At 69.9% G+C, this 20981-nt stretch carries 19 protein-coding genes; 12 read left to right on the top strand and 7 right to left on the bottom strand.

Annotation, left to right across the window (positions count from 1 at the left end; all coding sequences use genetic code 11):
- The first annotated feature begins 4 nt into the window (after nt 1-4).
- Nucleotides 5-1009 (top strand): c-type cytochrome biogenesis protein CcsB, encoded by a 1005-nt coding sequence (ccsB, locus tag BN1193_RS10830; protein ID WP_040166338.1) that lies wholly within the window; start codon nt 5-7, stop codon nt 1007-1009.
- A gap of 169 nt (nt 1010-1178) precedes the next feature.
- Here ccsB and BN1193_RS18440 read toward each other — a convergent pair whose 3' ends face one another.
- Nucleotides 1179-3407, bottom strand: coding sequence for a YhgE/Pip domain-containing protein (locus tag BN1193_RS18440; RefSeq protein WP_040166337.1), 2229 nt, complete (start codon nt 3405-3407; stop codon nt 1179-1181).
- Nucleotides 3404-6124: an MMPL family transporter gene (locus tag BN1193_RS10820; RefSeq protein ID WP_040166335.1), complete on the bottom strand. Its 2721-nt coding sequence runs from the start codon at nt 6122-6124 to the stop codon at nt 3404-3406. Before BN1193_RS10820 ends, BN1193_RS18440 begins: the two co-directional genes overlap by 4 nt.
- Before the next feature lie 119 nt (nt 6125-6243).
- Between BN1193_RS10820 and BN1193_RS10815 the strand changes: the two genes are divergently transcribed.
- On the top strand, nt 6244-6879 hold the full coding sequence (locus tag BN1193_RS10815) for a TetR/AcrR family transcriptional regulator (protein WP_040166334.1): 636 nt from the start codon (nt 6244-6246) through the stop codon (nt 6877-6879).
- Nucleotides 6880-6882: 3 nt separating this feature from the next.
- Here the strand turns inward: BN1193_RS10815 and BN1193_RS10810 are convergent, their stop codons facing one another.
- Complete coding sequence (locus tag BN1193_RS10810; protein ID WP_040166332.1) at nt 6883-7263, bottom strand: hypothetical protein; 381 nt, start codon at nt 7261-7263, stop codon at nt 6883-6885.
- 151 nt (nt 7264-7414) lie between these two features.
- Entirely contained in the window at nt 7415-8398 is a 984-nt protein-coding gene (locus tag BN1193_RS10805; protein WP_040166331.1) for an o-succinylbenzoate synthase, read from the bottom strand.
- A 90-nt stretch (nt 8399-8488) separates the two neighbouring features.
- Here BN1193_RS10805 and BN1193_RS10800 point away from each other — a divergent pair, with 90 nt between their 5' ends.
- From BN1193_RS10800 to BN1193_RS10775, 7 genes are all read left to right on the top strand, one after another.
- Nucleotides 8489-8839, top strand: a complete 351-nt coding sequence (locus BN1193_RS10800) for a PadR family transcriptional regulator (RefSeq protein WP_040166329.1) — start codon at nt 8489-8491, stop codon at nt 8837-8839.
- Complete coding sequence (locus tag BN1193_RS10795; protein WP_052460657.1) at nt 8839-9846, top strand: permease prefix domain 1-containing protein; 1008 nt, start codon at nt 8839-8841, stop codon at nt 9844-9846. The genes BN1193_RS10800 and BN1193_RS10795 overlap by 1 nt, the downstream gene beginning before the upstream one ends.
- Nucleotides 9847-9907: 61 nt before the next feature.
- Entirely contained in the window at nt 9908-10714 is an 807-nt protein-coding gene (locus tag BN1193_RS10790; RefSeq protein ID WP_040166327.1) for an LLM class F420-dependent oxidoreductase, read from the top strand.
- Nucleotides 10711-11625: a 1,4-dihydroxy-2-naphthoyl-CoA synthase gene (locus BN1193_RS10785; protein ID WP_195907848.1), complete on the top strand. Its 915-nt coding sequence runs from the start codon at nt 10711-10713 to the stop codon at nt 11623-11625. Before BN1193_RS10790 ends, BN1193_RS10785 begins: the two co-directional genes overlap by 4 nt.
- Nucleotides 11625-12755 carry an AMP-binding protein gene (locus BN1193_RS10780; protein ID WP_040166326.1) on the top strand — a complete coding sequence of 377 codons (1131 nt, stop codon included), beginning with the start codon at nt 11625-11627 and terminating at the stop codon, nt 12753-12755. The genes BN1193_RS10785 and BN1193_RS10780 overlap by 1 nt, the downstream gene beginning before the upstream one ends.
- A gap of 77 nt (nt 12756-12832) precedes the next feature.
- A complete protein-coding gene (locus BN1193_RS18045) occupies nt 12833-12976 on the top strand; it encodes a hypothetical protein (protein WP_154670788.1) in 144 nt (47 codons plus the stop codon).
- Between the two features lie 49 nt (nt 12977-13025).
- Nucleotides 13026-14006, top strand: coding sequence for a 1,4-dihydroxy-2-naphthoate polyprenyltransferase (locus BN1193_RS10775; protein WP_094770443.1), 981 nt, complete (start codon nt 13026-13028; stop codon nt 14004-14006).
- 4 nt (nt 14007-14010) lie between these two features.
- Here BN1193_RS10775 and BN1193_RS10770 read toward each other — a convergent pair whose 3' ends face one another.
- Nucleotides 14011-14295, bottom strand: a complete 285-nt coding sequence (locus tag BN1193_RS10770) for a DUF4229 domain-containing protein (RefSeq protein WP_040166323.1) — start codon at nt 14293-14295, stop codon at nt 14011-14013.
- A gap of 77 nt (nt 14296-14372) precedes the next feature.
- Between BN1193_RS10770 and BN1193_RS10765 the strand changes: the two genes are divergently transcribed.
- The 3 genes from BN1193_RS10765 to BN1193_RS10755 are packed head-to-tail and all read left to right on the top strand — an operon-like array spanning nt 14373 to nt 17279.
- Nucleotides 14373-14783 carry a PLD nuclease N-terminal domain-containing protein gene (locus tag BN1193_RS10765; RefSeq protein ID WP_040166322.1) on the top strand — a complete coding sequence of 137 codons (411 nt, stop codon included), beginning with the start codon at nt 14373-14375 and terminating at the stop codon, nt 14781-14783.
- Nucleotides 14784-14786: 3 nt separating this feature from the next.
- Nucleotides 14787-16379: a 2-succinyl-5-enolpyruvyl-6-hydroxy-3-cyclohexene-1-carboxylic-acid synthase gene (gene menD, locus BN1193_RS10760; RefSeq protein WP_040166321.1), complete on the top strand. Its 1593-nt coding sequence runs from the start codon at nt 14787-14789 to the stop codon at nt 16377-16379.
- A gap of 36 nt (nt 16380-16415) precedes the next feature.
- On the top strand, nt 16416-17279 hold the full coding sequence (locus tag BN1193_RS10755) for a polyphosphate kinase 2 family protein (RefSeq protein ID WP_040166320.1): 864 nt from the start codon (nt 16416-16418) through the stop codon (nt 17277-17279).
- Between the two features lie 482 nt (nt 17280-17761).
- On the opposite strand, the gene BN1193_RS10750 is transcribed toward BN1193_RS10755, so the two are convergent.
- Nucleotides 17762-19153 carry an HNH endonuclease signature motif containing protein gene (locus BN1193_RS10750; protein ID WP_195907847.1) on the bottom strand — a complete coding sequence of 464 codons (1392 nt, stop codon included), beginning with the start codon at nt 19151-19153 and terminating at the stop codon, nt 17762-17764.
- A 555-nt stretch (nt 19154-19708) separates the two neighbouring features.
- Nucleotides 19709-20962, bottom strand: coding sequence for an isochorismate synthase (locus BN1193_RS10745; protein WP_040166317.1), 1254 nt, complete (start codon nt 20960-20962; stop codon nt 19709-19711).
- Between the last annotated feature and the right edge of the window lie 19 nt (nt 20963-20981).

Below are 20981 nucleotides of genomic sequence, written 5' to 3'. Positions count from 1 at the left end.
CGCCATGTCCATTGCCGATCTTGAACAGCTGTCCCGGCTGACGATCTGGACCGCGATCGCGATCTACGCCCTCGCGTTCATCGTCTACGCCCTGGACATCTCCAAGCGCGCCCAGCTTGCCGTGGAGCGCAAGGACGCCGTCGTACGCGAGCGCGTGCTCGTCGGCGCCGGCGTCGCGTCCGGCGACATCACCGTACCGGCCGCCTCGGCACCCGTCGCCCGCGCGGCGGATGTCGCGCCGGCACCGCGCAACGTCTACGCGCGCATCGCCACGTCGCTGATGTGGTTGGCGTTCCTGTTCCACCTCGGCGGCACGGTGATGCGCGGCTTCGCCGCCGGCCGCGTGCCGTGGTCGAACATGTACGAGTTCGCGATGACCGGGACCCTGCTCATCGCCGCGGTCTACCTCGGTGTGCTGTTCCGCCACGACCTGCGCTACCTCGGCACGTTCATCTCCGGCATGCTCGTGCTGCTCCTCGGTGGCTCCGCGGTCGGCTTCTACGTCGCGATCACCCCGCTGTCGGACCCGCTGAAGTCGCCGTGGCTCGTGATCCACGTCTTCGTCGCCACCACCGCGACCGCGTTCTTCGCGCTCGCCTGCGGCCTGTCCGTGCTGCAGCTCGCGCAGATGCGTCGGGACTCCAAGCGCGCGTCGGGTCTCGAGGTGAAGCACTCGTTCCTGGACACCATTCCGGGCGCGGACAAGCTCGAGGGCCTGGCATACCGATTCACGATCATCGGCTTCATCCTGTGGACCTTCACCCTCATCGCCGGGTCCATCTGGGCCAACGACGCGTGGGGCCGCTACTGGGGCTTTGACACCAAGGAGGTCTGGACGTTCGTCATCTGGGTCCTCTACGCCGGGTACATCCACGCACGCGCCACGCGCGGCTGGCGCGGAGCCCGTTCGGCCTGGCTGTCGATCATCGGCTTCGTGGCGGTGCTGTTCAACTTCACCATCGTCAACATGTTCTTCAAGGGCCTGCACGCCTACTCCGGCCTGAGCTGAGTCACGCCCCCGCGACGAGCGAGTCCCCGAGCGCCACGGCGCTCGGGGACTCGCTCTCACTTCCGGCACTTGTGTGGGGCGGGAAGTGTCATTCGCGGGAGCAACCCCGTTGTCGCTCCCACGTTCGACATGTCCACGGCGATGGAAGTGCCGAACGTGGGAGCGAGGGTCAGGCGGGGGAGGTGCGCAGGCGCAGCGCCCGGGCGGAGGTGGAGCGACGTCGCGCGACCGCGAGCGTCGTTGCGCCCAGGGCCAGGATCAGCCAGACCAGCATCACCGCGATCGCTCCGCCGAGGCCTCCGGCCGAGGTCACCGCGGCACTGAGCGCGTGGAACGGACCGGCGGTGGGCAGCACGCCCGCGACCGCGGTGAGGAATGTCGGAGTGGTGGAGATCACGCCGGTGGCGAAGAACAGCACGCCGACGACGGCGGCGATCCAGCGTCCGGTGCCGCCGAAGACGGCGATCAGAGCCTGGTGCACGGCCGCGAAGGTCACCCCGACGAGGGCGGCGAGCGCGGTGAACGACACGAAGGTGCCGAGGTCGTAGCGCGCGGCGATCTGAACCACGATCGCGACCAGAACGCCCTGGATCACCCCGATCACCGCCCCGGGCAGGAGCGTGCGCAGAGCGAGCAGCGCGGACGGTGCCCGCGACGCGAGCGTGCGCCGGGTCCGGGCGCGGATCGCGACGAAGGTGGCGAGTCCGCCGAACCACAGCGCGACGATCGCCAGGAGGGGGATCGCCGTCCCGCCGAAAGCCTCCGTGAGCGCCGAGCCCTTCGTCGTGACCGGATCGGAGACGACGGAGGCGAGGCTCTTGGCCTCGGCATCGGTGTACGTCGGAATCTGCGCCACCGCCTGGGTCAGTCCGTCCGCGAGCGACGTCGTGCCCTTCGCGAGGGAGCTGAGTCCGCCGGAGAGCCGGCCGGCACCGTCGGTGAGGGCACTCGTGCCGTCCGCGAGTCGACTGGTTCCGGACGAGAGCTCGCCCGCGCCGGCGCTGGAGGCCGCGAGTCCGTCGCTGACCTGGGTGGCGCCACCGGCGAGATCGGAGGTCCCGGCGGCGAGCCGGTCGAGGCCGCCGGCGAGTTGGGTGGACGCACCGCTGAGCTGATCAACACCGGTCGTGAACTGGTCGATGCCCGTCTTCGCCTGCGTGAGCCCGTCGCGGATCTGGGTCAGGACCGCGGCGATCTTCGCACTGAGCTCCGGTCCGACGCGGTCCAGGTACGCCTTGGCGGTGCCAGCATCGGTGGCGACCGAGCCGGCATGGGATGCGACGCCGCCGAGATCGGACGCGATCCCACCGACCTCACCGCCGACGGCGGCGACCCGCTGGCAGTACTCCGCGCTGGCGCCGGAGGAGGCGCAGTCCGCGGCGAGGGTTCCGGCGGACTGTGCCACCGTTCCCGCACGCCCGGCGGCGTCGCCGATCGCGCCGGCGACGTCAGCGGACCCGCTCGCGGCGGCAGCCGCGGCGTTCAGCAGCTCCTCCGGCAGTGCGCCGGAGCGCTGGAACTCCGCGAGGGCGCTGTCGATCGCGTCGATCAGCTGTTGCAGTCCGGCGCCGGCCTGACCGACCTGGCTGTTCATCCGGCCGAGGCCGTCGGCGAGCTGATGTGCGCCCCCGGCGAGATCGGTGGTGCTGTCGGCGAGCGAGGAGACACCGGTCGCGACCCCCTGCGCTCCGGGCGCGAGCTGCGCGAGACCGGCGGCGAGCTTGTCCGCGCCGGCGGCGAGATTCTGCGCGCCCTCGTTCGTCTGGCCGACGCCGTCGGCGAGAGCCTTCGCTCCGGCCGCCGACGTGTCCGAGCCGGAGGCGAGTTCATGCGCCCCGGTGGCTGCCGTACCCAGCTTCTCGTTCAGGGACGTGAAGCCGAGGAGCACGTTCTCCAGGTAGACCGAGGAGAGCTTCTGGCCCATGGTCGTGGTGGCGATCGCCGCGATCTGGTTCGTGATCGCGGCGTCGAACACGCGCGCCTCGGGCGCGGTCGTCACGGAGATGTGCGCCTTCTCCGGGTCCGTGCCGGCCGTGGAGGTGGCCGCGGCGGAGAAGTTCTTCGGGATCGTGATCGTCGCCTGATAGGTCCCGTCGGCGAGTCCGGTGGCCGCATCGTCCGCGTTGGAGATCACCCAGTCGATGTTGCTGTCGACCTCCTTCGAGCCTTCGACGAGTCCGGCGGTCAGCTGACGACCGAGCGGGGCGAGCTGACCGTTCACCGTGACCGGAACGTCCTCGTTGACCACGGCGGCGCGGATGCCGTCGAGGTTGTCCGTCGGATTCCAGAGCGCGGCGACGAGGATGCCGCCGATCAGCACGGGCAGCAGGATCACACCCACCAGGGTGAGCCAGGTGACGCGCTTGCGGGTTCCGGCGCGCTCGATCGGGGTGGTCATGCGTTCACCTCACGGGGAGTCAGATCGACGGTGACGACGCGGTCGCGAGCGGACTCGCGCAGGACGTCATGGACGAGGTCGGGACGATGCGTCGCGGACACCGCGACGGTCAGCGGGCGACTGGCGCGCGCAGCGCGACGTGTCGCCTCCCGGATGGCGGCGGTGGCCTGTTCCCGCTCGTGCTCGGGGATCAGGTCCAGCCCGGTCACGACGACGAGCCGAGCGTGTCCGCCGAACGCCGACCGCAGATCGTGCCGGAGATCGCCGCCGGGGGAGAGCAGAGCCGCGCCGACGTTCGAGCGGACCCAGCCCGCGCGCTCGGGGAGAAGTCGGCCGAGCACCTTGATGGTGCCCTGCTGGGGAACCAGGCGTCCGGCGAGTGTCAGCAGCAGGGCGTCGGCGTGCTCGCCCGTGACCAGCAGCGTCTCATCCGGTGCCAGCTCAAGGTCGACGCCCCGGAACAGGACGTCCGCGTCCCCGCCCGCGCTCAGGCCGACGGCGGCGACGGCGGCCGTGGATCCCGGGGCGGGCCAGTGCTCGAGCTCCTTCTCCCGGATGACGGCCTCACCCTCGATGTCGAAGTGCGGGAGAAGGCGATCCAGCCAGCGCGGGAACCACCAGGCCTTCTCGCCGAGCAGGGCGAGGATCGCGGGGGTCAGCGTCATGCGGACGAGGAACGCGTCCACCGCGATACCCACGGCGAGACCGAGGGCGATCGGCTTGATCGAGGAGTCGCCCTCCGGAACGAAGGCCACGAAGACGGCGACCATGATCAGTGCCGCGGCCGTCACGACGCGGGCGGATCCGGAGAAACCGCTGCGGACGGCGGCGAGGGCGGTGGCGCGGTCCGGCGTGCGCAGGCGGGTGGCGTGCACGAAGGTCTCGCGGATGCGCGAGACGAGGAACACCTCATAATCCATGGCCAGGCCGAACAGCACACCCATCAGCACGATCGGCATGAAGCTGATCACCGGACCGACGCGGCTGACATGCAGGAGATCGGCCAACCACCCCCATTCGAACACCGCCGCGACGGCTCCGAAGGCGGCGAGGACGGACAGGAGGTAACCCAGGGTCGCCTTCAACGGCACCCAGATCGAGCGGAAGACGATCATCAGCAGCAGGAACGACAGGCCGACCACGAAGATCCCGAAGGGCAGCAGCGCCGAACCGAGTCGGTCGGAGATGTCGATCGCGACGGCGGTGAAGCCGGTGACGGACACGTCGATGCCGTACTTCTTCAGCCACTGGTCATGGTGCGAGCGCAGTTCGCGGACGAGATCGGCGGTGCGGGGGTCATCCGGTGCGGTGGTCGGGATCACCTGCACGATGCCGGTGTCGGCGGTCTGATTCGGCGTGGCCAGGGGGACGGCCGCCACACCGGGGAGGCCGGCGATCTCGTGGCCGAGGTCGTCCATCAGCGTCAGCGGGTCGGTCGAGGTCACGATCGTGCCGGTGACGATCAGCGGACCGTTGAAGCCCGGTCCGAAGTGGTCGGCGACGAGGTCGTAGCTCTGGCGGGCCTCGTCCTGCTTCGGCAGCACCCCCGCGTTCGGCAGGGCCAGCGCGAGGCTCGCCGATGGGATCGCGGCGACGCCGAGCACGGCGACCACGGCGACGGAGGTCACGATCGGATGGCGCGTGACCAGGCGCACCCAGCGGGCGGAGAACGTGTGCCGACGCGGCTTGTGGGTGCGGGGCAGGCGTCCGCGCACGCGGCCCTTGACGAAACCGAGCATCGCCGGGGTGAGCGTGACCGCGACGGCCACCGCGATCGCGACGGCCGCAGATGCGGCGACGCCCATCGTGGTGAGGAATGGGATGCCGGCGAAACTCAGGCCGATCAGCGCGATCAGCACGGTGACGCCGGCGAAGACGACGGCGGACCCGGCGGTGCCGGTCGCGCGCGCGGCGGATTCCTCCGGAGCGGTGCCGGATCGCACCTGGTCCTGATGTCGGCTGACGATGAACAGCGAGTAGTCGATGCCGACGGCGAGGCCCAGCATCAGTGCGAGCAGGGGAGTGGTGGCGGAGATGGGCGCGAACAGCGTCGCGATGAAGATCGCCGCGAGTGAGATGCCGACGCCGATCACGGCGGTCAGCAGGGGAAGTCCCGCGACCACGAAGGACCGGAAGGTGACGACCAGGACGAGCAGAGCGATGATCAGGCCGACCAACTCGGTCGGGGTGACCGCGGGCAGCGAAACGGCGAAGAGGTCCCCACCGAGCGAGACCGTCGAGCCCTTGGGGAGCTCGGTCTGCAGAGCGGCGGTGGCGGCGCGGAGGTCGTTCTTCGTGGCGTCCGGGACGTCGGTGGCCTGCCCGTCGAACTGCAGCTGCACGATCGCCGCACTGCCGTCGTCGGAGACGAGCCCGGAGACGGTCTGGGAGAACGGATCCGTGACCGCCAGGACGCCGTCGAGTTCTGCCATCTCGGCGATGGTGCGCTCGATCTCCGGTTTCAGGGTCGCGATCTTCTGCCCGTCCGGAGCGATCACGATGAACTGCGCGTTGGTGCCGCTCACCTGTGGGAATGTGCGCTGCAGCTGCTCGAGCCCGGCCTGCGATTCGGTGCCGGGGATGGCGAAGGAGTTGTCGGTGCCCTTGTTGAACATCGCCCCGCCCCCGGCGATGCCGAGCACCAGCAGCCACGCGATGAGGACACGCCACGGATGCCGGTATGCCCAGCGGCCCAGCGAGGAGAGCAGGGTCGACATGAGTCGCCTCCCGAGAATCGACGTTCGATACAGTTTCGTATCGAATACACTTGTGTATCGTAACGGCGGGCCGAGCGCGTTGGCTGAACGGCCAGTGTGAGAATGGCGGCGGAGGACAGATGTCGGATGAGATCGCGCGCACGACGCGCAACCGCTCGAATACGCGGCAGCGCCTGCTCGAGGCCGCGGCCGCCGTGTTCGCGGAGATCGGCGTGGGGGCGGCGTCCGTCGAGATGATCACCGAGCGCGCCGGCTTCACGCGCGGCGCCTTCTACTCGAACTTCGACTCGCAGGACGACCTGTTCTTCCAGCTCGTGCAGTGGGTCAGCGAGAACAAGCTCGGTGAGGTCAGTGACCGCGTCCGGGAGTTGGAGGCCGAGGGCCTGGCCGGAATGCCGGTCGACGTCGTCCTCCACCGCATCCTGGAAGCGGTCGTCGGAGACGCGGTCGGCGTGCGCGTGATGAGTGAGTTCCGCTCTCGAGCGATGCGCGATGAGCGGACCGCGGCGGCCTACCGCAAGTGGCAGCGCGACCTCGGTGAGCGCGTCGAGGGGTTGGTCGCGGACGTCGCCCGCGGGACGGGGTTGGAGCTCACGCTTCCGTCGGCGGAACTCGCGGACATCGTCATGATCATCTGGGAGGGGACCGCCGTTGAGGGCGTCATCGAGGGGTTGGACCAGGAGCCGCTGACCGCTCTGATCCTGAAGCGCACCGTCGCGGTGGTGTCCGCTCTGGTCGCCGCCAACACCGCCTGAGGTTCAGTCCTCGAACAGGGGTACGACGGGGCGCGGCGCGGGTTGCGGGCGCTTGCGGAGCTCGGCGATCAGCGCCACGAGGCCGAGCAGGGCGAAGGCGACGCCGGGGCCGAAGCCGATCAAGTGGGGCTCGTCGATGTCCGGGGCCGTCGACCAGTCGATGACGGGCGCGACGATGGCGACGATTCCGACCAGGGGGCTCATGATCACGGCGCTCGCGGTCATCAACCCGATGAAGGCGCTCAGGAGTACGGCCAGCGGGATCGCCAGCACCGGCAGAATCGAGAACCACTCCGGCAGGAGATGGGCCTCGACGAGCAGCGCGATGAGCGCTGCGGCCACCCCGCACATCATGGTCACGATCGACCAGCCCAGCCGCTTCATGGGGCCAAACTAGCGTCTGGCCGGACCGCCCGTCATCAGGGGCGGCAGTCCGGCACGCGGGTCGCGTCGTGCCCCGATGGGCGGACGCGGTGTCTCGTGGCTCCCGGTGATGCGACCCGATCTCGCGTCGCGACGCGGCTGGCGGACAGCGTCAGACGCGCTCGGAGAGCAGGGTGTGGCAGCGGGTGATCCGCTCGCGCCACCACTGAGTGCGCTCGGCGTCCGCGGCCAGGCGATCCAGTGCCGCCGGGTCGGGGGAGATGCGTCCGACCGGGAGGACCCCGCCGCGGACATGCGCATCGGCGACGTCGTCCCGGATCAGGGAAGCGGTGCCGAGCCCGCAGTCGAAGTCCAGGTTCGGCAGGGCGCCGGCGAGCATCGTGCCCATCGCAATGCCGACCGCGGTGTCCAGAGCGCTGGAGATGACGGCGGGCAGTCCCGCTTCGGCGACCACGGCGAGCGCGCGATGCAGGCCGCCGAGGGGCTGTGCCTTGACGATGACGACATCCGCTGCGCGGGCTCGGGCGACGGCGAGCGGGTCCTCCGCCTTGCGCACGCTCTCGTCGGCGGCGATGAGGACCCCGGAGTACTTGATCCGGTAGCGCAGCTCCGCGAGCTCGTCGATCGTCGCGCAGGGCTGCTCAGCGTATTCGAGGTCGAACTCGTTCATGGCGTGGATGGCGCGCTCGGCCTCGTCCAGGTTCCAGCCGCCGTTGGCATCGATTCGGATGCGTGCCTCAGGGCCGAGTTCGGCGCGCACCGCGCGGACGCGGTCGATGTCGTCCTGCGGGCGCTGACCGCGTTCGGCGACCTTGACCTTCACGGTCCGGCAGCCGTCGAAACGGGCGAGCACGCCGGGCACGTCCGTCGCAGGGACGGCCGGCACGGTGGCGTTCACGTGGATCCGGTCGCGCACGGTCGGCGGAGTGGCGCGCCAGCCGTAGTCGAGGGCGCCGGCCAGCCACGCCGATGCTTCGGCGTCGTCGTACTCGACGAACGGCGAGAATTCGGTCCACCCCTCCGGGCCCTCGAACAGGGCGGCCTCGCGGGTGTCCACGCCACGGAAGCGGACGGCCATCGGAAGGGCGACCACGCGCAGGGTGTCGAGGACATCGGGCAGCTCAGGCAGGTGCATACCGCCATCCTGCCGTGCGTGGGCCGGTGTCCGGCGCGATTCATATCGCGCGTCTTCCTATAGTGTTAGTCACACAGTATAGTGTGATGCGTGGACGATGACATCGTGGCGCTGCACCGTCAAGAACTGCGACGCGGGACCCTGGTGGTCGCGTGTCTGATCGTGCTGCGCCGTCCCGGCTACGGCTATGGGCTGCTCGAGCAGCTCGCCGACCGCGGTGTCGTCGCCGACGCCAACACGCTGTATCCGCTGCTGCGCCGCCTGGAGAAACAGGGGTTCCTGCGCAGCGAGTGGGACACCGCCGAGAGCCGCCCCCGGAAGTTCTATCGGACCTCGACGGACGGAGAGCGCCTGCTCGCTCTCCTGCTGCAGGACTGGCGCGACCTCGATCGCGCCCTCACAGATCTCGCCGCCCCCGCGGCCGACCCCCAGGAGGAGTGATGGACACCCTCACCGACCGCTACATCGCCGCGGTCACGACTTCCGTTCCGGAACGCGCACGTCAGGACGTCGCCACCGAGCTGCGTGGCTCGATCGAGGATGCCGTCCGGTCCCGTGCGGCAGCGGGCGAGCCCGCGGACGCCGCCGAGCTCGCCGTGGTGACCGAGCTCGGCGATCCGGACGTGCTGGCCGCCGACTACGCCGACCGGCCCTCCTACCTCATCGGGCCGCGGTTCTATCAGCCGTGGCGGCGACTGGTCATCATGCTGCTGACGGTGGTGCTGCCGATCGCCGTCCTGGCGGTCGCCCTGGGCCTGAGTCTGGCCGCGGTCAACGAGACCGCCGCGAGCGGTGGGCACCCCGACCTCGGTGCGCGGATCGGCCCCGTGATCGGGCAGACCGTCGGTATCGGGGTCACGATCGCCGTGCACCTGGTCTTCTGGAGCACATTCGTCTTCGCCGCAGTCGAGCGCTCCGGCGGCGCGGTCGCGCCGCCGCGGTGGACGCCGGACCAGTTGCCGGTGACCGGCATCCCGCACAAGGAGAGCCTGGGCGAACTGACGGCCGGACTGGTGTGGCTCGCGGTGCTGTCGGACTTCCTGATCGTCGACCAGGTGATCGGCCTCGTCTGGCTCGACGGCACCGGCTACGCCGTGGTCGACCCGGTGCTGTGGCCGTGGTGGATCGGCGCCCTGCTGGCGATCCTTCTCGCCCAGGCCATCGTTCTCCTCGTGCGCTGGCGGCGCGGAACATCCCCCGCGCTCGCGGTGGTGCTCACGGTGCTGACGCTTCTCGGCGCGGCCTGGACGATCACAGCGCTGGTGACCGGCCACCTGCTGAATCCGGCGCTGTGGGCGTACATCACTCGAAACGGTGACGTCGGCCCCGAGGTCGGTCCGATCCTCTCGACCGTCGCCGTCTTCCTCGTCATCGCGATCACGATCCTGGACATCCTGCACAACCTCCGCGGTACCCGCCGCTCCCGCCCGACCGCGCCCGGCCTGTGAGCTCGGCGCCGGCGAGGCGAAACGTCGTGAGGTCCGCGCGGTGCGGGAATAGGCTGGTGCCATGCTGACCGAGACTCCCGTGCGCATCGGCGTACAACTGCAGCCGCAGCAGGTGTCCTATGCGGAGCTGCGCAGTGCAGCGGCTCGCATCGAGGACCTGGGGGCGGACATCCTGTTCAACTGGGACCACTTCTTCCCGTTGCACGGCGATCCGGACGGTGCGCACTACGAGTCCTGGACACTGTTGGCGGCATGGGCGGAGCAGACCGAGCGGCTCGAGCTCGGCGCGCTGGTCAACTGCAGCTCCTACCGGAATGCGGACCTGCAGGCGGACATGGCCCGCACGATCGATCACATCTCCGCCCGCGACGGTGTCGGCCGCTTCATCTTCGGCACCGGTGCGGGGTGGTTCGAGCGCGACTACGACGAGTACGGCTACGAGTTCGGCACACCCGGCAGCCGCCTGAACGGTCTTGCCGCGGACCTGGACCGCATCCGTGCCCGGTGGGGGAAGCTGAACCCGCCGCCGACGCGCGAGATCCCGGTGCTCATCGGAGGCAAGGGCGAGCAGAAGACGCTGCGCACCGTCGCGCGTCACGCCGACATCTGGCACAGCTTCGTCGGCGCCGAAGAGATCCCGCACAAGCTCGGCGTGATCGAGCGCTGGGCGGAGACCGACGGTACCGATGTGTCCGGTCTGATCGTCTCCAACGAGCTCGCCCGGCGCACCCAAGCCGACGCCGATGCCCTCTACGCCGCCGGTGTAAGGCTGTTCACCCTGGGCCTTTCCGGTCCGGAATTCGATTGGGACTCCGTCGTTCGCTGGCTGGCGTGGCGCGACTCCCGCAATGGAGGTACCGCTTCGTGAGCGCCCTGGAGAACGTCTCGGACGTCTTCGATCCGGCCGAGTGGACTCTCGCCCCGGGGGCGGCGGACTACACCGACATCACCGCGCACGTCTCGCACGACGGCGGGATCGCGCGCATCGCCTTCGATCGTCCGCAGGTGCGCAACGCCTTCCGTCCGCACACGGTGGACGAGCTCTACCGGGCGCTGGACATCGCGCGACAGGATCCGAAGATCGGCGTCGTGCTGCTGACCGGCAACGGGCCGAGCGCGAAGGACGGCGGTTGGGCGTTCTGCTCCGGTGGTGACCAGCGCATCCGCGGTCGGGACGGCTACAAGTACTCCGAGGATGAGACCGAGGTGCACGACTCGGCGCGGGCCGGACGCCTGCACATCCTCGAGGTGCAGCGGCTCATCCGGTTCATGCCGAAGGTCGTCATCGCGGTCATCCCGGGGTGGGCGGCCGGGGGCGGTCACTCGCTGCACATCGTCTGCGACCTGTCCATCGCGTCCCGCGAGCACGGCAGGTTCAAGCAGACGGACGCCGATGTGGGCTCGTTCGACGCCGGGTACGGCTCGGCGTACATGGCCCGCCAGGTGGGGCAGAAGGTCGCCCGCGAGGTGTTCTTCCTCGCCGAGGAGTACTCGGCCGAACGGGCGTACGAGATGGGCGCGGTGAACCGTGTCGTGGCGCACGAGGACCTCGAGACCGAGGCCATCGCGATGGCGCGCACGATCCTCGGCAAGTCGCCGACCGCGATCCGGATGCTGAAGTTCGCCTTCAACGCGGTCGATGACGGCATGGTCGGGCAGCAGGTGTTCGCCGGGGAGGCGACGCGTCTGGCCTACGGCACGGACGAGGCCGTGGAAGGTCGCGACAGCTTCCTCGAGAAGCGGGATCCGGACTGGTCCCCGTTCCCGTACCACTTCTGATGCATTTCACCGCCGAGGACGATCCGCGCGCGATCCACGCCGCGCTGCGGGCCGCGTACAACGGGTCCGGTCCCGTTCTGGCGCTGGGGGCGCCCATCGCGGAGGACGCCGAGCTGCCCGCCGGCACGGTGGCCGTGATGACGACGTCCGGGTCCACCGGCGTTCCGAAGAGCGTCGTGCTGTCCCGGTCGGCGCTGACCTGCTCGGCGATGGCGACGGCGGACCGCATCGGCAGCGGCGCGTGGCTGCTGGCCCTGCCGGCGTCGTACGTCGCGGGTCTGCAGGTCCTCGTGCGCTCGCTCGTGCAGGGCCACGAACCGTCCTACCTGTCCGGGAAGTTCACGCCGATGACCTTCCTCACCGCGGCCGGACTGATGAACTCCTCCGTCGGGGGAGTGGCCGTGCCGCGATACACGGCCCTCGTTCCCGCGCAGGTGCAGACACTGCTCGACGCCGCCGATGACCCGGCGGTGGTCGGCGCAGTCCGTTCGTTCGCCGGCGTTCTCGTCGGGGGACAGGCACTGCCGATGCCGATGCGCGAGCGCGCCGCGGACCTCGGCTGGAACCTGATCCGCACGTACGGATCGACGGAGACCTCGGGCGGTTGCGTTTACGACGGTCGCCCGCTGGACGGCACGCGGCTGGAGATCGTGGACGGCGAGGTCCGCATCGCCGGTCCCACGCTCGCGGACGGCTACCTCGGCGACCCCAATCGCACCGCGGAGGTCTTCCCGACGGATTCGGACGGGGTGCGCTGGTACCGCACGGGCGACGGCGGGTCGATCGACGCGTCCGGCGAACTGCGGATCGACGGACGGCTGGACAACGTGATCATCTCCGGCGGGGTGAACGTCTCGCTGGACCGGGTGGAGCGGGTCGTCCGGTCCGTCCCGGGGCTGGAGCGCGCGGTCGTCGTCGGAGTTCCGGACGACCGGTGGGGTCAGGTGCCTGTCGTCGTCCTTCCCGCGGGGGAGGCATCCGCCGCCGCGCTGCTGACCGAGGCGCGAGGCGCGGTGGAGAGCGCGGTCGGCGTGGCCGGGCGTCCGGCGCGGATCGTTCCGCTCGCCGACTTCCCCTACCTGTCCTCCGGCAAGCCGGACCGTCGCGCGATCACCGCGGCGGTGAGCTGAGTTCCCCCGTGCGGGGGAGGAGCGGATTCCGCCGCGCGGGTGATCCGGGCGACGGAGCCCGACGGCAGGGTGGAGACATGGAAAACCTGCCGCTGTTTCTCGCACTGCTCACCCCCGGCCTGATCACCGCGACTGTGATGTCGATCCAGGCGCCGAAGATGAACGCCCGCTATCGGGAGCGTCGCACCGCGAAGCTCGCCGCCCGCGCCGCCGCGGAGTGATGATTCCCGATTCATCAAGAGCGCATCGCCGCGCTCGGTAGAATCGAGGATCGTGACCAAGACGCAGCGCAAGAGCCGGTACGACAGCCGGGGCATCTCCGGCAATCCGGCTCGCCAGCCCACCTCCACCGTCCAGCCCGCCGGGTTCGGTGATTGGGTCTCGGCGGCGCGACTGCGCACCCTGCCGCTCGCCATCGCGCCCGTCGTGATCGGGACCGGTGCCTCGGTCCTCGGCGCCGGGCCGGACAAGATCGGCAGCGGGTTCTTCCACTGGGTCATCGCGCTGGCGTGCCTCGCTGTCGCCGTTCTTCTCCAGATCGGCGTCAACTACGCCAACGACTACAGCGACGGCGTGCGCGGCACGGACGACTTCCGTGTCGGACCCGCCCGTCTCACGGGTGCCGGACGAGCGAAGCCGCGCACCGTGCTGATCGTCTCCCTGACCTTCTTCCTGCTGGCCGCGCTCGTGGGCCTCGCGATCGTCATCCGCACCCAGCAGTGGTGGCTCCTGCTGGTGGGCCTGGTGTGCATCGTCGCGGCGTGGTTCTACACCGGTGGCAAGCGTCCGTACGGCTACATGGGCCTCGGCGAGGTCTTCGTCTTCGTCTTCTTCGGCCTGGTCGCGACTCTCGGCACCACCTGGGTCCAGGCGCTCTACCTGCCGCAGGAGGCCTGGGCGGGCGCTGTCGCGGCCGGGTTCTTCGCCTGCGCGGTGCTGCTGGCCAACAACCTGCGCGACATCGATCAGGACCGCGTCGCGGGCAAGCGCACGCTGACGGTGGTGATCGGGCGCCGAGCGACACAGGTGCTGTTCACGGTGCTGATCGTTCTGGCCCTCGCGATCGCGGCGTTCCTCGCGCTGTTCTATCCGATCGCGTGGCTGGCGATGTTCTCGCTGCTCGCGGCGGGCCCGGCCATCGCGATCGTCTGGACCTACCGCAAGCCGAGCGAGCTGATCATCGCGCTCAGCCTGACCTCGGTCGCGTCGTTGATCTACGCGGGCGCCCTGTTCTGGGCGTTCTGGGGTTGACGGGTCAGCGGACGGTGCCGTCCGCGTCGATCGCGGCGTCCTCGATGTCCTCGTCCGCGGTGTGCGTGGATGCATTCGGGGTGCGGCGCGACTCGATGCCGGCGGACACCTCGGTGAGCGGACGGCGCAGGAACAGAACCGACAGACTGACACCGATCAGGGCGGCGAAGATGGCCGCGAGCCAGTAGAACTCGCGCAGAATCGGGAACATCATCATGATCGCGAACGGGACGACGAACGCCAGAAGCCGCAGCACGGTGTACACGAGGAGTGGGGGCAACTTCTTCACGGCTTCAGTGTAGGCGCGGCCCCTGAGAAGAGTCGACGACCGGGTCATGCTCAGGCGGGAGCGCCTAGACTGGGGCCGTGGCACGCCTCCTCCTGATCCTCGTCGTGCTGGCGGTCGTCTTCTGGATCGTCAGCATCGTCGACTGTGCTGTTCAGCCGGACACGCGTCACCGCGGGGTCTCGAAGGGCGCGTGGGTCGCGATCACCGTGGTTCTGCCGATTGTCGGGGGTCTGCTGTGGTTCCTGCTGGGTCGGGCCAAGCCCGTCGCCGCGACCGCCGTGCGCCGGGCTCCGGACGATGACCCTGACTTCCTCGGCTCCGTGGGGGGAATGTCCGCCGCGCAGAAGGCGGATCAGGACGCGCGTATCCGTCGTCTGGAAGAGGAGCTGGCGCGACTCGACGAGGAGACGGATCCTCCGACGCCGCCCAAGACAGACGGTCAGGACGGCGAGGACGACACGCACGGCAGCCGCGGCATCGTCGGCTGACCCGTGCCTGCGACCGCTCCGTCTCCCGCCACGCACGCCGTCGCGGCGCTGCTGGATGAACTGGTGGTGCTCGGTGTCGAGCATCTCGTGGTGTGCCCCGGTTCCCGTTCCCAGGCGCTCGCGCTCACCGCGGTCGCTCTGGAACGTGATGCCCGGGTCCGCGTGCACGTCCGGCTCGATGAGCGTTCGGCCGGCTTCCTGGCGCTGGGCCTCGGTCGTGCGACCGGTCGTCCGGCGGCCGTCATCGTCACCAGCGGCACGGCCGTCGCCAACCTCGCACCGGCCGTCCTGGAAGCGCATCATTCCGGGATTCCCCTCCTGCTGCTGACCGCCGATCGGCCCCCTGAACTGCGCGGGGTCGGGGCGAATCAGGCCACCACCCAGCCGGGGATGTTCGCCGCGTTCGTGCGGGACGAGGTCGACGCGCAGGTCCCGGTGGCGGTCGATGATGCGGACACCGACGCCTCTGGTTTCCGGGCGCTCGCGCGGCGCGCCTTCTCGGCGGCGTCGGCGGTGCCGGCGGGTCCGGTGCACGTCAACCTGCCGCTGCGAGAACCGCTCGCCGGAGCTCTTCCCGGGTGGTGGGGCAACGGCCATCCGGGCGGCCACGGTCTGCCCGTCGAGGTCGATGACGCCGAGGAGCCCGTGGCGTGGGCGGATGGAGCTCCGACGATCGTCCTGGCCGGGGCCGACGCCGGGCCGGACGCGGTCATGGCGGCGGAGCGGTTCGGGTGGCCCCTCCTGGCCGAGATCGTCAGCGGGGCGCGGCGGGGTCGCAACGCGGTCCCGGACTACCGGGCGCGGCTCCGAGCGCCGGAACTCGGGGGAGCGGTCCGGCGCGTGGTCGTGTACGGCCACCCGACGTTGACGCGCGAGGGGACGCGGCTGCTCCAACGGGAGGACGTGGACGTGATCGCCGTCCGCGGGCCCGGTGAGTCGATCGATCTCAATCACCGCAGCACGGCGGTTTCCGCGCGCACGGTGCTCGATGGGGCGTTCGTCGCCGACGGCGACTGGTTGGCGCGGTGGCTCGCGCCGGTCGATCCCCGTCCGGCACCGACCGCGTTGGATCGGGAAGCGCTGGTGTCGGCCGTGTGGGACGCCACGGCGGCGGATGATCGGGTGGTGTTCGGATCGTCCCGGCTCGTGCGTGTAGCGGACGACGTGCTGGCGCCGAAGGCTGTCGCGGTGCACGCGAATCGGGGTCTCGCCGGGATCGACGGGCTCATCGCGACGGCGTCCGGCATCGCGCTCGGAGCGGGGCGGGGCGTGACGCGACTGGTGCTCGGAGACCTGTCCTTCCTGCACGATGTGGGGTCGCTGCTCATGCCCGCGGACGAGGCGGAGCCGCGGCTGCAGGTGATCGTCGGAAACGACGGTGGCGGCACGATCTTCGACACGCTCGAGGTGGCTCAGGTCGCGGATCCGGTGGATTTCGCTCGCGTCCAGTACACGCCGCACCGGGTGCGGCTTGCGGACCTCGCTCGTGCGTACGGGTGGGCACACCGGGTCGTGACCACGGTCGAAGAATTGCGGGAGGCCGTCGCGGACCCGCCGTCGGGGCGGCAGATCGTCGAGGTCCCGTTGCCGCGCTGACCCCAGCGGAGCTGTGCCGGATGCCATGATGAGGACATGGCCAAGAAGCTCGACGGAACGTGGACGCAACCGGCGACAGCAGCGCTGAAGGTTTCGAAGGGCTTCCGCCTCGCGGACCTCGACCCGCGCTCGACGCCCGGATACGAGGGCGACAAGGAGAGCGGGCAGGCAGAGCTCGCGGCGGGTCTCGATCGGCTGAGCGATCTGCAGGAGCGGCTGTTCGCATCGAGCCACGTCGGCGGCGCGAATGACTCGGTCCTGCTCGTGCTGCAGGCGATGGACGGGGCCGGTAAGGGCGGCATCGTGCGGCACGTCGTCGGCGGCGTCGACCCGCAGGGCGTGGCGCTGGCCGCGTTCAAGAAGCCGACGCCGGCGGAGCTGCGGCACGACTTCCTGTGGCGCATTGAGCAGCGGTTGCCCTCGCCGGGGTTCATCGGGGTGTTCGATCGGTCGCACTATGAGGATGTGCTGATCGGGCGGGTCCGGGAGTTGGCGTCCGCGGAGGAGATCGAGCGGCGGTACGGCGCGATCAATGACTTCGAGGCGCGGGTGGCGGAGTCGGGGACGCGCATCGTGAAGGTGATGCTGCACATCTCGCCGAAGGAGCAGAAGTCGCGGCTCATGGAGCGGCTCGAGCGTCCGGACAAGCACTGGAAGTACAACCCCGGCGACGTCGACGAGCGCAAGCTCTGGCCGCAGTACATGGACGCGTACCAGACCGTGTTCGAGCGGACCTCGACGGAAGTCGCGCCGTGGTTCGTGATTCCCGCCGATCGCAAGTGGTTCGCCCGTCTCGCCGTGCAGGAGATCCTGCTCCAGACGTTGCTGGACATCAATCCGCGCTGGCCGAAAGCCGACTACGACGTCGACGCGGAGATGGCCCGCCTCGCCGCGAGCTGAGTCCGTTTCGTTCGATCGCTCGCGCCCGTGCCTCTCGCAGTGGGCGGTGCGGGTCGCCTCGCGTTCCCGTGTTGTCGCCGTCTGGGTTCTTGAGCGCGCGCCCTCTCGACGACACGTGATTCCGCGGGTAGCGGAGGCTCTCGTGTCGCGTTCCAGCGTGGTTGCGTTCTTTTCGCTTAAGACGACACGGGTTGTCGGGGTGGCCGGGTTCACGCGTCGGCGCGCGGATTTCGGGGTGGTTGCGACAGGTGCGCCCGGGGCGGCGTGGGTACTTTGCGTTCGGCGCTGCGGGTTCCGGCGGGGTTGGGTTTTCGGCTTAAGACCGTCCGTCATGGATCGGCTCGCGTCGCCGGCCCGCGTCCCCGAGATGACCGTCGCCCCGTCGGTCGCCGCCCGACTCTCGGTTGTTGGGTGAGCGCCGGCGAGGCGGAACGTCGGGAGGCGCGGGGTGGGTGTGGTGTGGGCGGAGTTCTCCCACCGCATCACGCACCCCGCTTCGGTCGGCCCGCGGCGCGGGGGCCGGTGGGTTGCCAGGATTGTGTGGGGTCGATCCAGTCGGGTGGTCGGACTTCGGGGACGCCGTCGTTCATCCGGATGTCCCAGCCCATGCGGTCGATGAATCGGTGGTGGTGCCAGCAGATCAGCACCCCGTTATCGACATCGGTCTCACCGCCCCTGGACCATTCCTTCACGTGGTGGATCTCGCACCACCGGGCGGGGGTGTGGCATCCCGGGATGACGCAGGACCGGTCGCGGGCGCTGATCGCTCGCCGCTGGTCGGTGTTGAACACCCGCTTGTCGATGGTGAGCTTCACGATCCGCCCGTTCGTCGCGGACGTGAGGTGCTGGATGGTGCCACAGCATCCGACGTGCTTCGCCGCGGCGAACGGGACCGGCACATCCGTCCCGGTGCCATCGGCTCCGGGGATCGTGGCCCACCCTTCACCGGCACGGAGGGTGTCTTCGGTCGCGTGGATCACGAGGACCGGTGCGCCGCCACCGTTGAGCGGCATGTCCGGTGCGTTCGGCACCGCGGCAAGGATCGTGCCAAGAGCGTCGTGGTTGCGTTGCACCATCGTCCGCACATCCGCGTTCTCGTCGGATTCGTCCGAGGGCCGGAACTTCACGCCCGCGGGCTGGCCGTGGGGGTTGTTGATCGAATCCAGCAACACCGACAGCGCACCCGCCACATCCGGGACGAGTTGGCCGGTGATCGGCACGAGCCCGTTGCGCTTGACCCCGAGCCGGAGCGCCCGACCCCGGAAAGCCTTCTCCTCTTCATCCTCGGCACCGGTGATGTCCAGGTCGGTGGCGAGGCGGAGGGAAGCGTCCCGGAGGGTGTCGCACATGACCGGCGCGCCGGTGGTCGTGGTCATCGCGGCGAGAACCTCGTCAACCTCCGCGAGATCCGCCGCGTCGACGCGATCCTTGATCTCCCGCAGAGGACGGGTCGCGGCTTCCAGGCCGTCCGCGCCGATGGCACCAGTGGTCAGTGCCTCACGGAGGGCGGGGAACTCGGCCGGCTTCTCCTCACCCGAGGACAACACCCGGGCGGGCTTGATGGTCGCGACCAACCGGCTCCATCGCTTGACGGTGGTGGGGGCGACACCGGTGGTGCGTTGCATCACTTCGTTCGCGGAGCGGCAGTCGGAGGAAACGTCGAAACGCTCCGCCGTGGCGGAGCGCTTCTCAATAACACTGGTCAGTTCGATCGCGGCGGCTTCGGCTTGCCGGAGCATGTCTCCGACGCTGATCGCGAACCCGAGAACGTCCTCCCGAGACGCCTCACCGAGGGTGCCGGAGGTGAGGATGGAGCGGAGGTCGGCGACGGCGTGAGCCATCGTTTCCCTGGTCCGTTCCATCGTGGTGTTCATAACCCATATTTTACGCCGGGGCACCGACATTGGACGTTGAATATCCCAGGCTGTGGATGGATTTGGGCCTGTGGAGATGAGGCTTCTCTCACCCCGACCCCGCCACCCATCTCCCCGTCTTTCGTCTCGCTGACGCTCGCCCGACAACCGAGGCGGAGGGCGCCCGACACCGGCCTCACCTGACTCGGCGACGGCTGCCCACACGGAACTCACGACGGCAGATGGGGCACCGAACGCGGATCGCGAGACGGCGTCCGGAACGCAACCATCCGCCGGGCAGTCTTAAGCCGAAACCCAGCCACCCCAGCCCTCGAAGCGCGGCAACACGCGAACCCGCAGGGACGAGCGCACCCGACCCAACCACCCCCGGATCCGCGCGCCGACAGAAGAACGCCACCACCTGGAGGACTCGTGTCGTCTTAAGCCAAGAAACCCGAGCATGCTGGAACGCGAGGTGACCACATCCCCCATGTCGTCGTCAATCGCTGACAGAGGAACCGTGAACCCCGGGTCGGAGCAAGCCGCACACGCGGACGGGGCCCTGGAAGGCGAGTGTCAGGCGAGGGCTTCCACGATGGGGCGGAACTTCACGCGGGTCTCGAGCATCTCGCGCTCCGGGTCGGAACCGGCGACGATCCCCGCGCCGGCGTGGGCGGTCAGTGCATGGGCACCGTCGGCAGCGGGTGCGACCTGGACGCAGCGCAGGCCGATCGCCCACTCACCGTTCCCGGACGAGTCGATCCAGCCGACCGGTCCGGCGTACCGGCCCCGGTCGAACGGTTCGATCCGGGCGATCACGTCCATCGCGGTGCGGGTGGGCGTGCCGGCGACGGCGGCCGTGGGATGAAGCGCACCGACGAGATCGAGAGCCGACGACGCTATGGACAGAACACCCTCGACGTCTGTCGCGAGATGCCAGACATTGGGCAGTTTCAGGGTGAACGGCTCGTCGCTGTAGGCCAGGGCGGACACGAATGGGGTCAGCGACGAAACCAGGCTCCGGACGGCGTACCCGTGTTCATCGCGGTCCTTCGCACTCGTGGCGAGCTCGGCGGCGGCGGCGTTGTCGGCGTCCGCGTCCGGACCGCGGCCGATCGTCCCGGCGAGCACGCGCGCCGTCACGGTTCCTCCGGACACCGTCACCAGGGTCTCCGGGCTCGCGCCGATCATGCCGTCGACGGCGTAGGTCCAGCAGTCCGGGTATGCGGTGTTCAGCTCGCGGACCAGACGCCGCAGGTCGGCGTCCGCCGGTGCCGTGCCGACGAGGTCACGCGCGAGCACGACCTTGCCGACCTCGCCGGCGGCGATCGTGGACAACCCGGCCGCGACCGCGGCCTGATACCCGGCCGGATCCAGGTCACCCGGGCCCAGGGAAGCGGACCAGTACGGCCCGTACGCCACCGGATCCGGAACCACCGGCTCGGCGCCCTCGACCGCGAAGACCGTGAGCCAGGCTTCCGCACCGCGGCGACCGAGCACAGCGCTCGGCACGACCAGGGCCGACTCGGCAGCGGACCGATCATCGAACGCCAGCGCGCCGAAGGCGATCAGCCCGGTACCGGGCAACCCCACGTCGTCCCGGACACGGGCATGCGCCGCCACATCACGCCAAGCGCGGGCGAGTTCCGCCGCGCGTCCGTCTCCCGTCGCGGACAGGCGCAGCACCGGGGCACCGAGTCCGACCAGTCCGTCGCCGCGCCGCAACCAGGCCACCGGCGCGTCCGGCGGGGTGACGTGCAAGAGGTCCTCGGGAATCGGAACGCGGGTCGTCGTCACCGTGAGACGCGGATGCAGGGGGTCGTTCGCCACCCGTCCAGCCTAGACTCGC

Origin of the sequence: Microbacterium gorillae (assembly GCF_000826185.2) — a bacterium.
Classification (GTDB): domain Bacteria; phylum Actinomycetota; class Actinomycetes; order Actinomycetales; family Microbacteriaceae; genus Microbacterium; species Microbacterium gorillae.
Note: the sequence above shows the minus strand (reverse complement) of the source record. Positions and strands in the feature narration are given on the sequence as shown.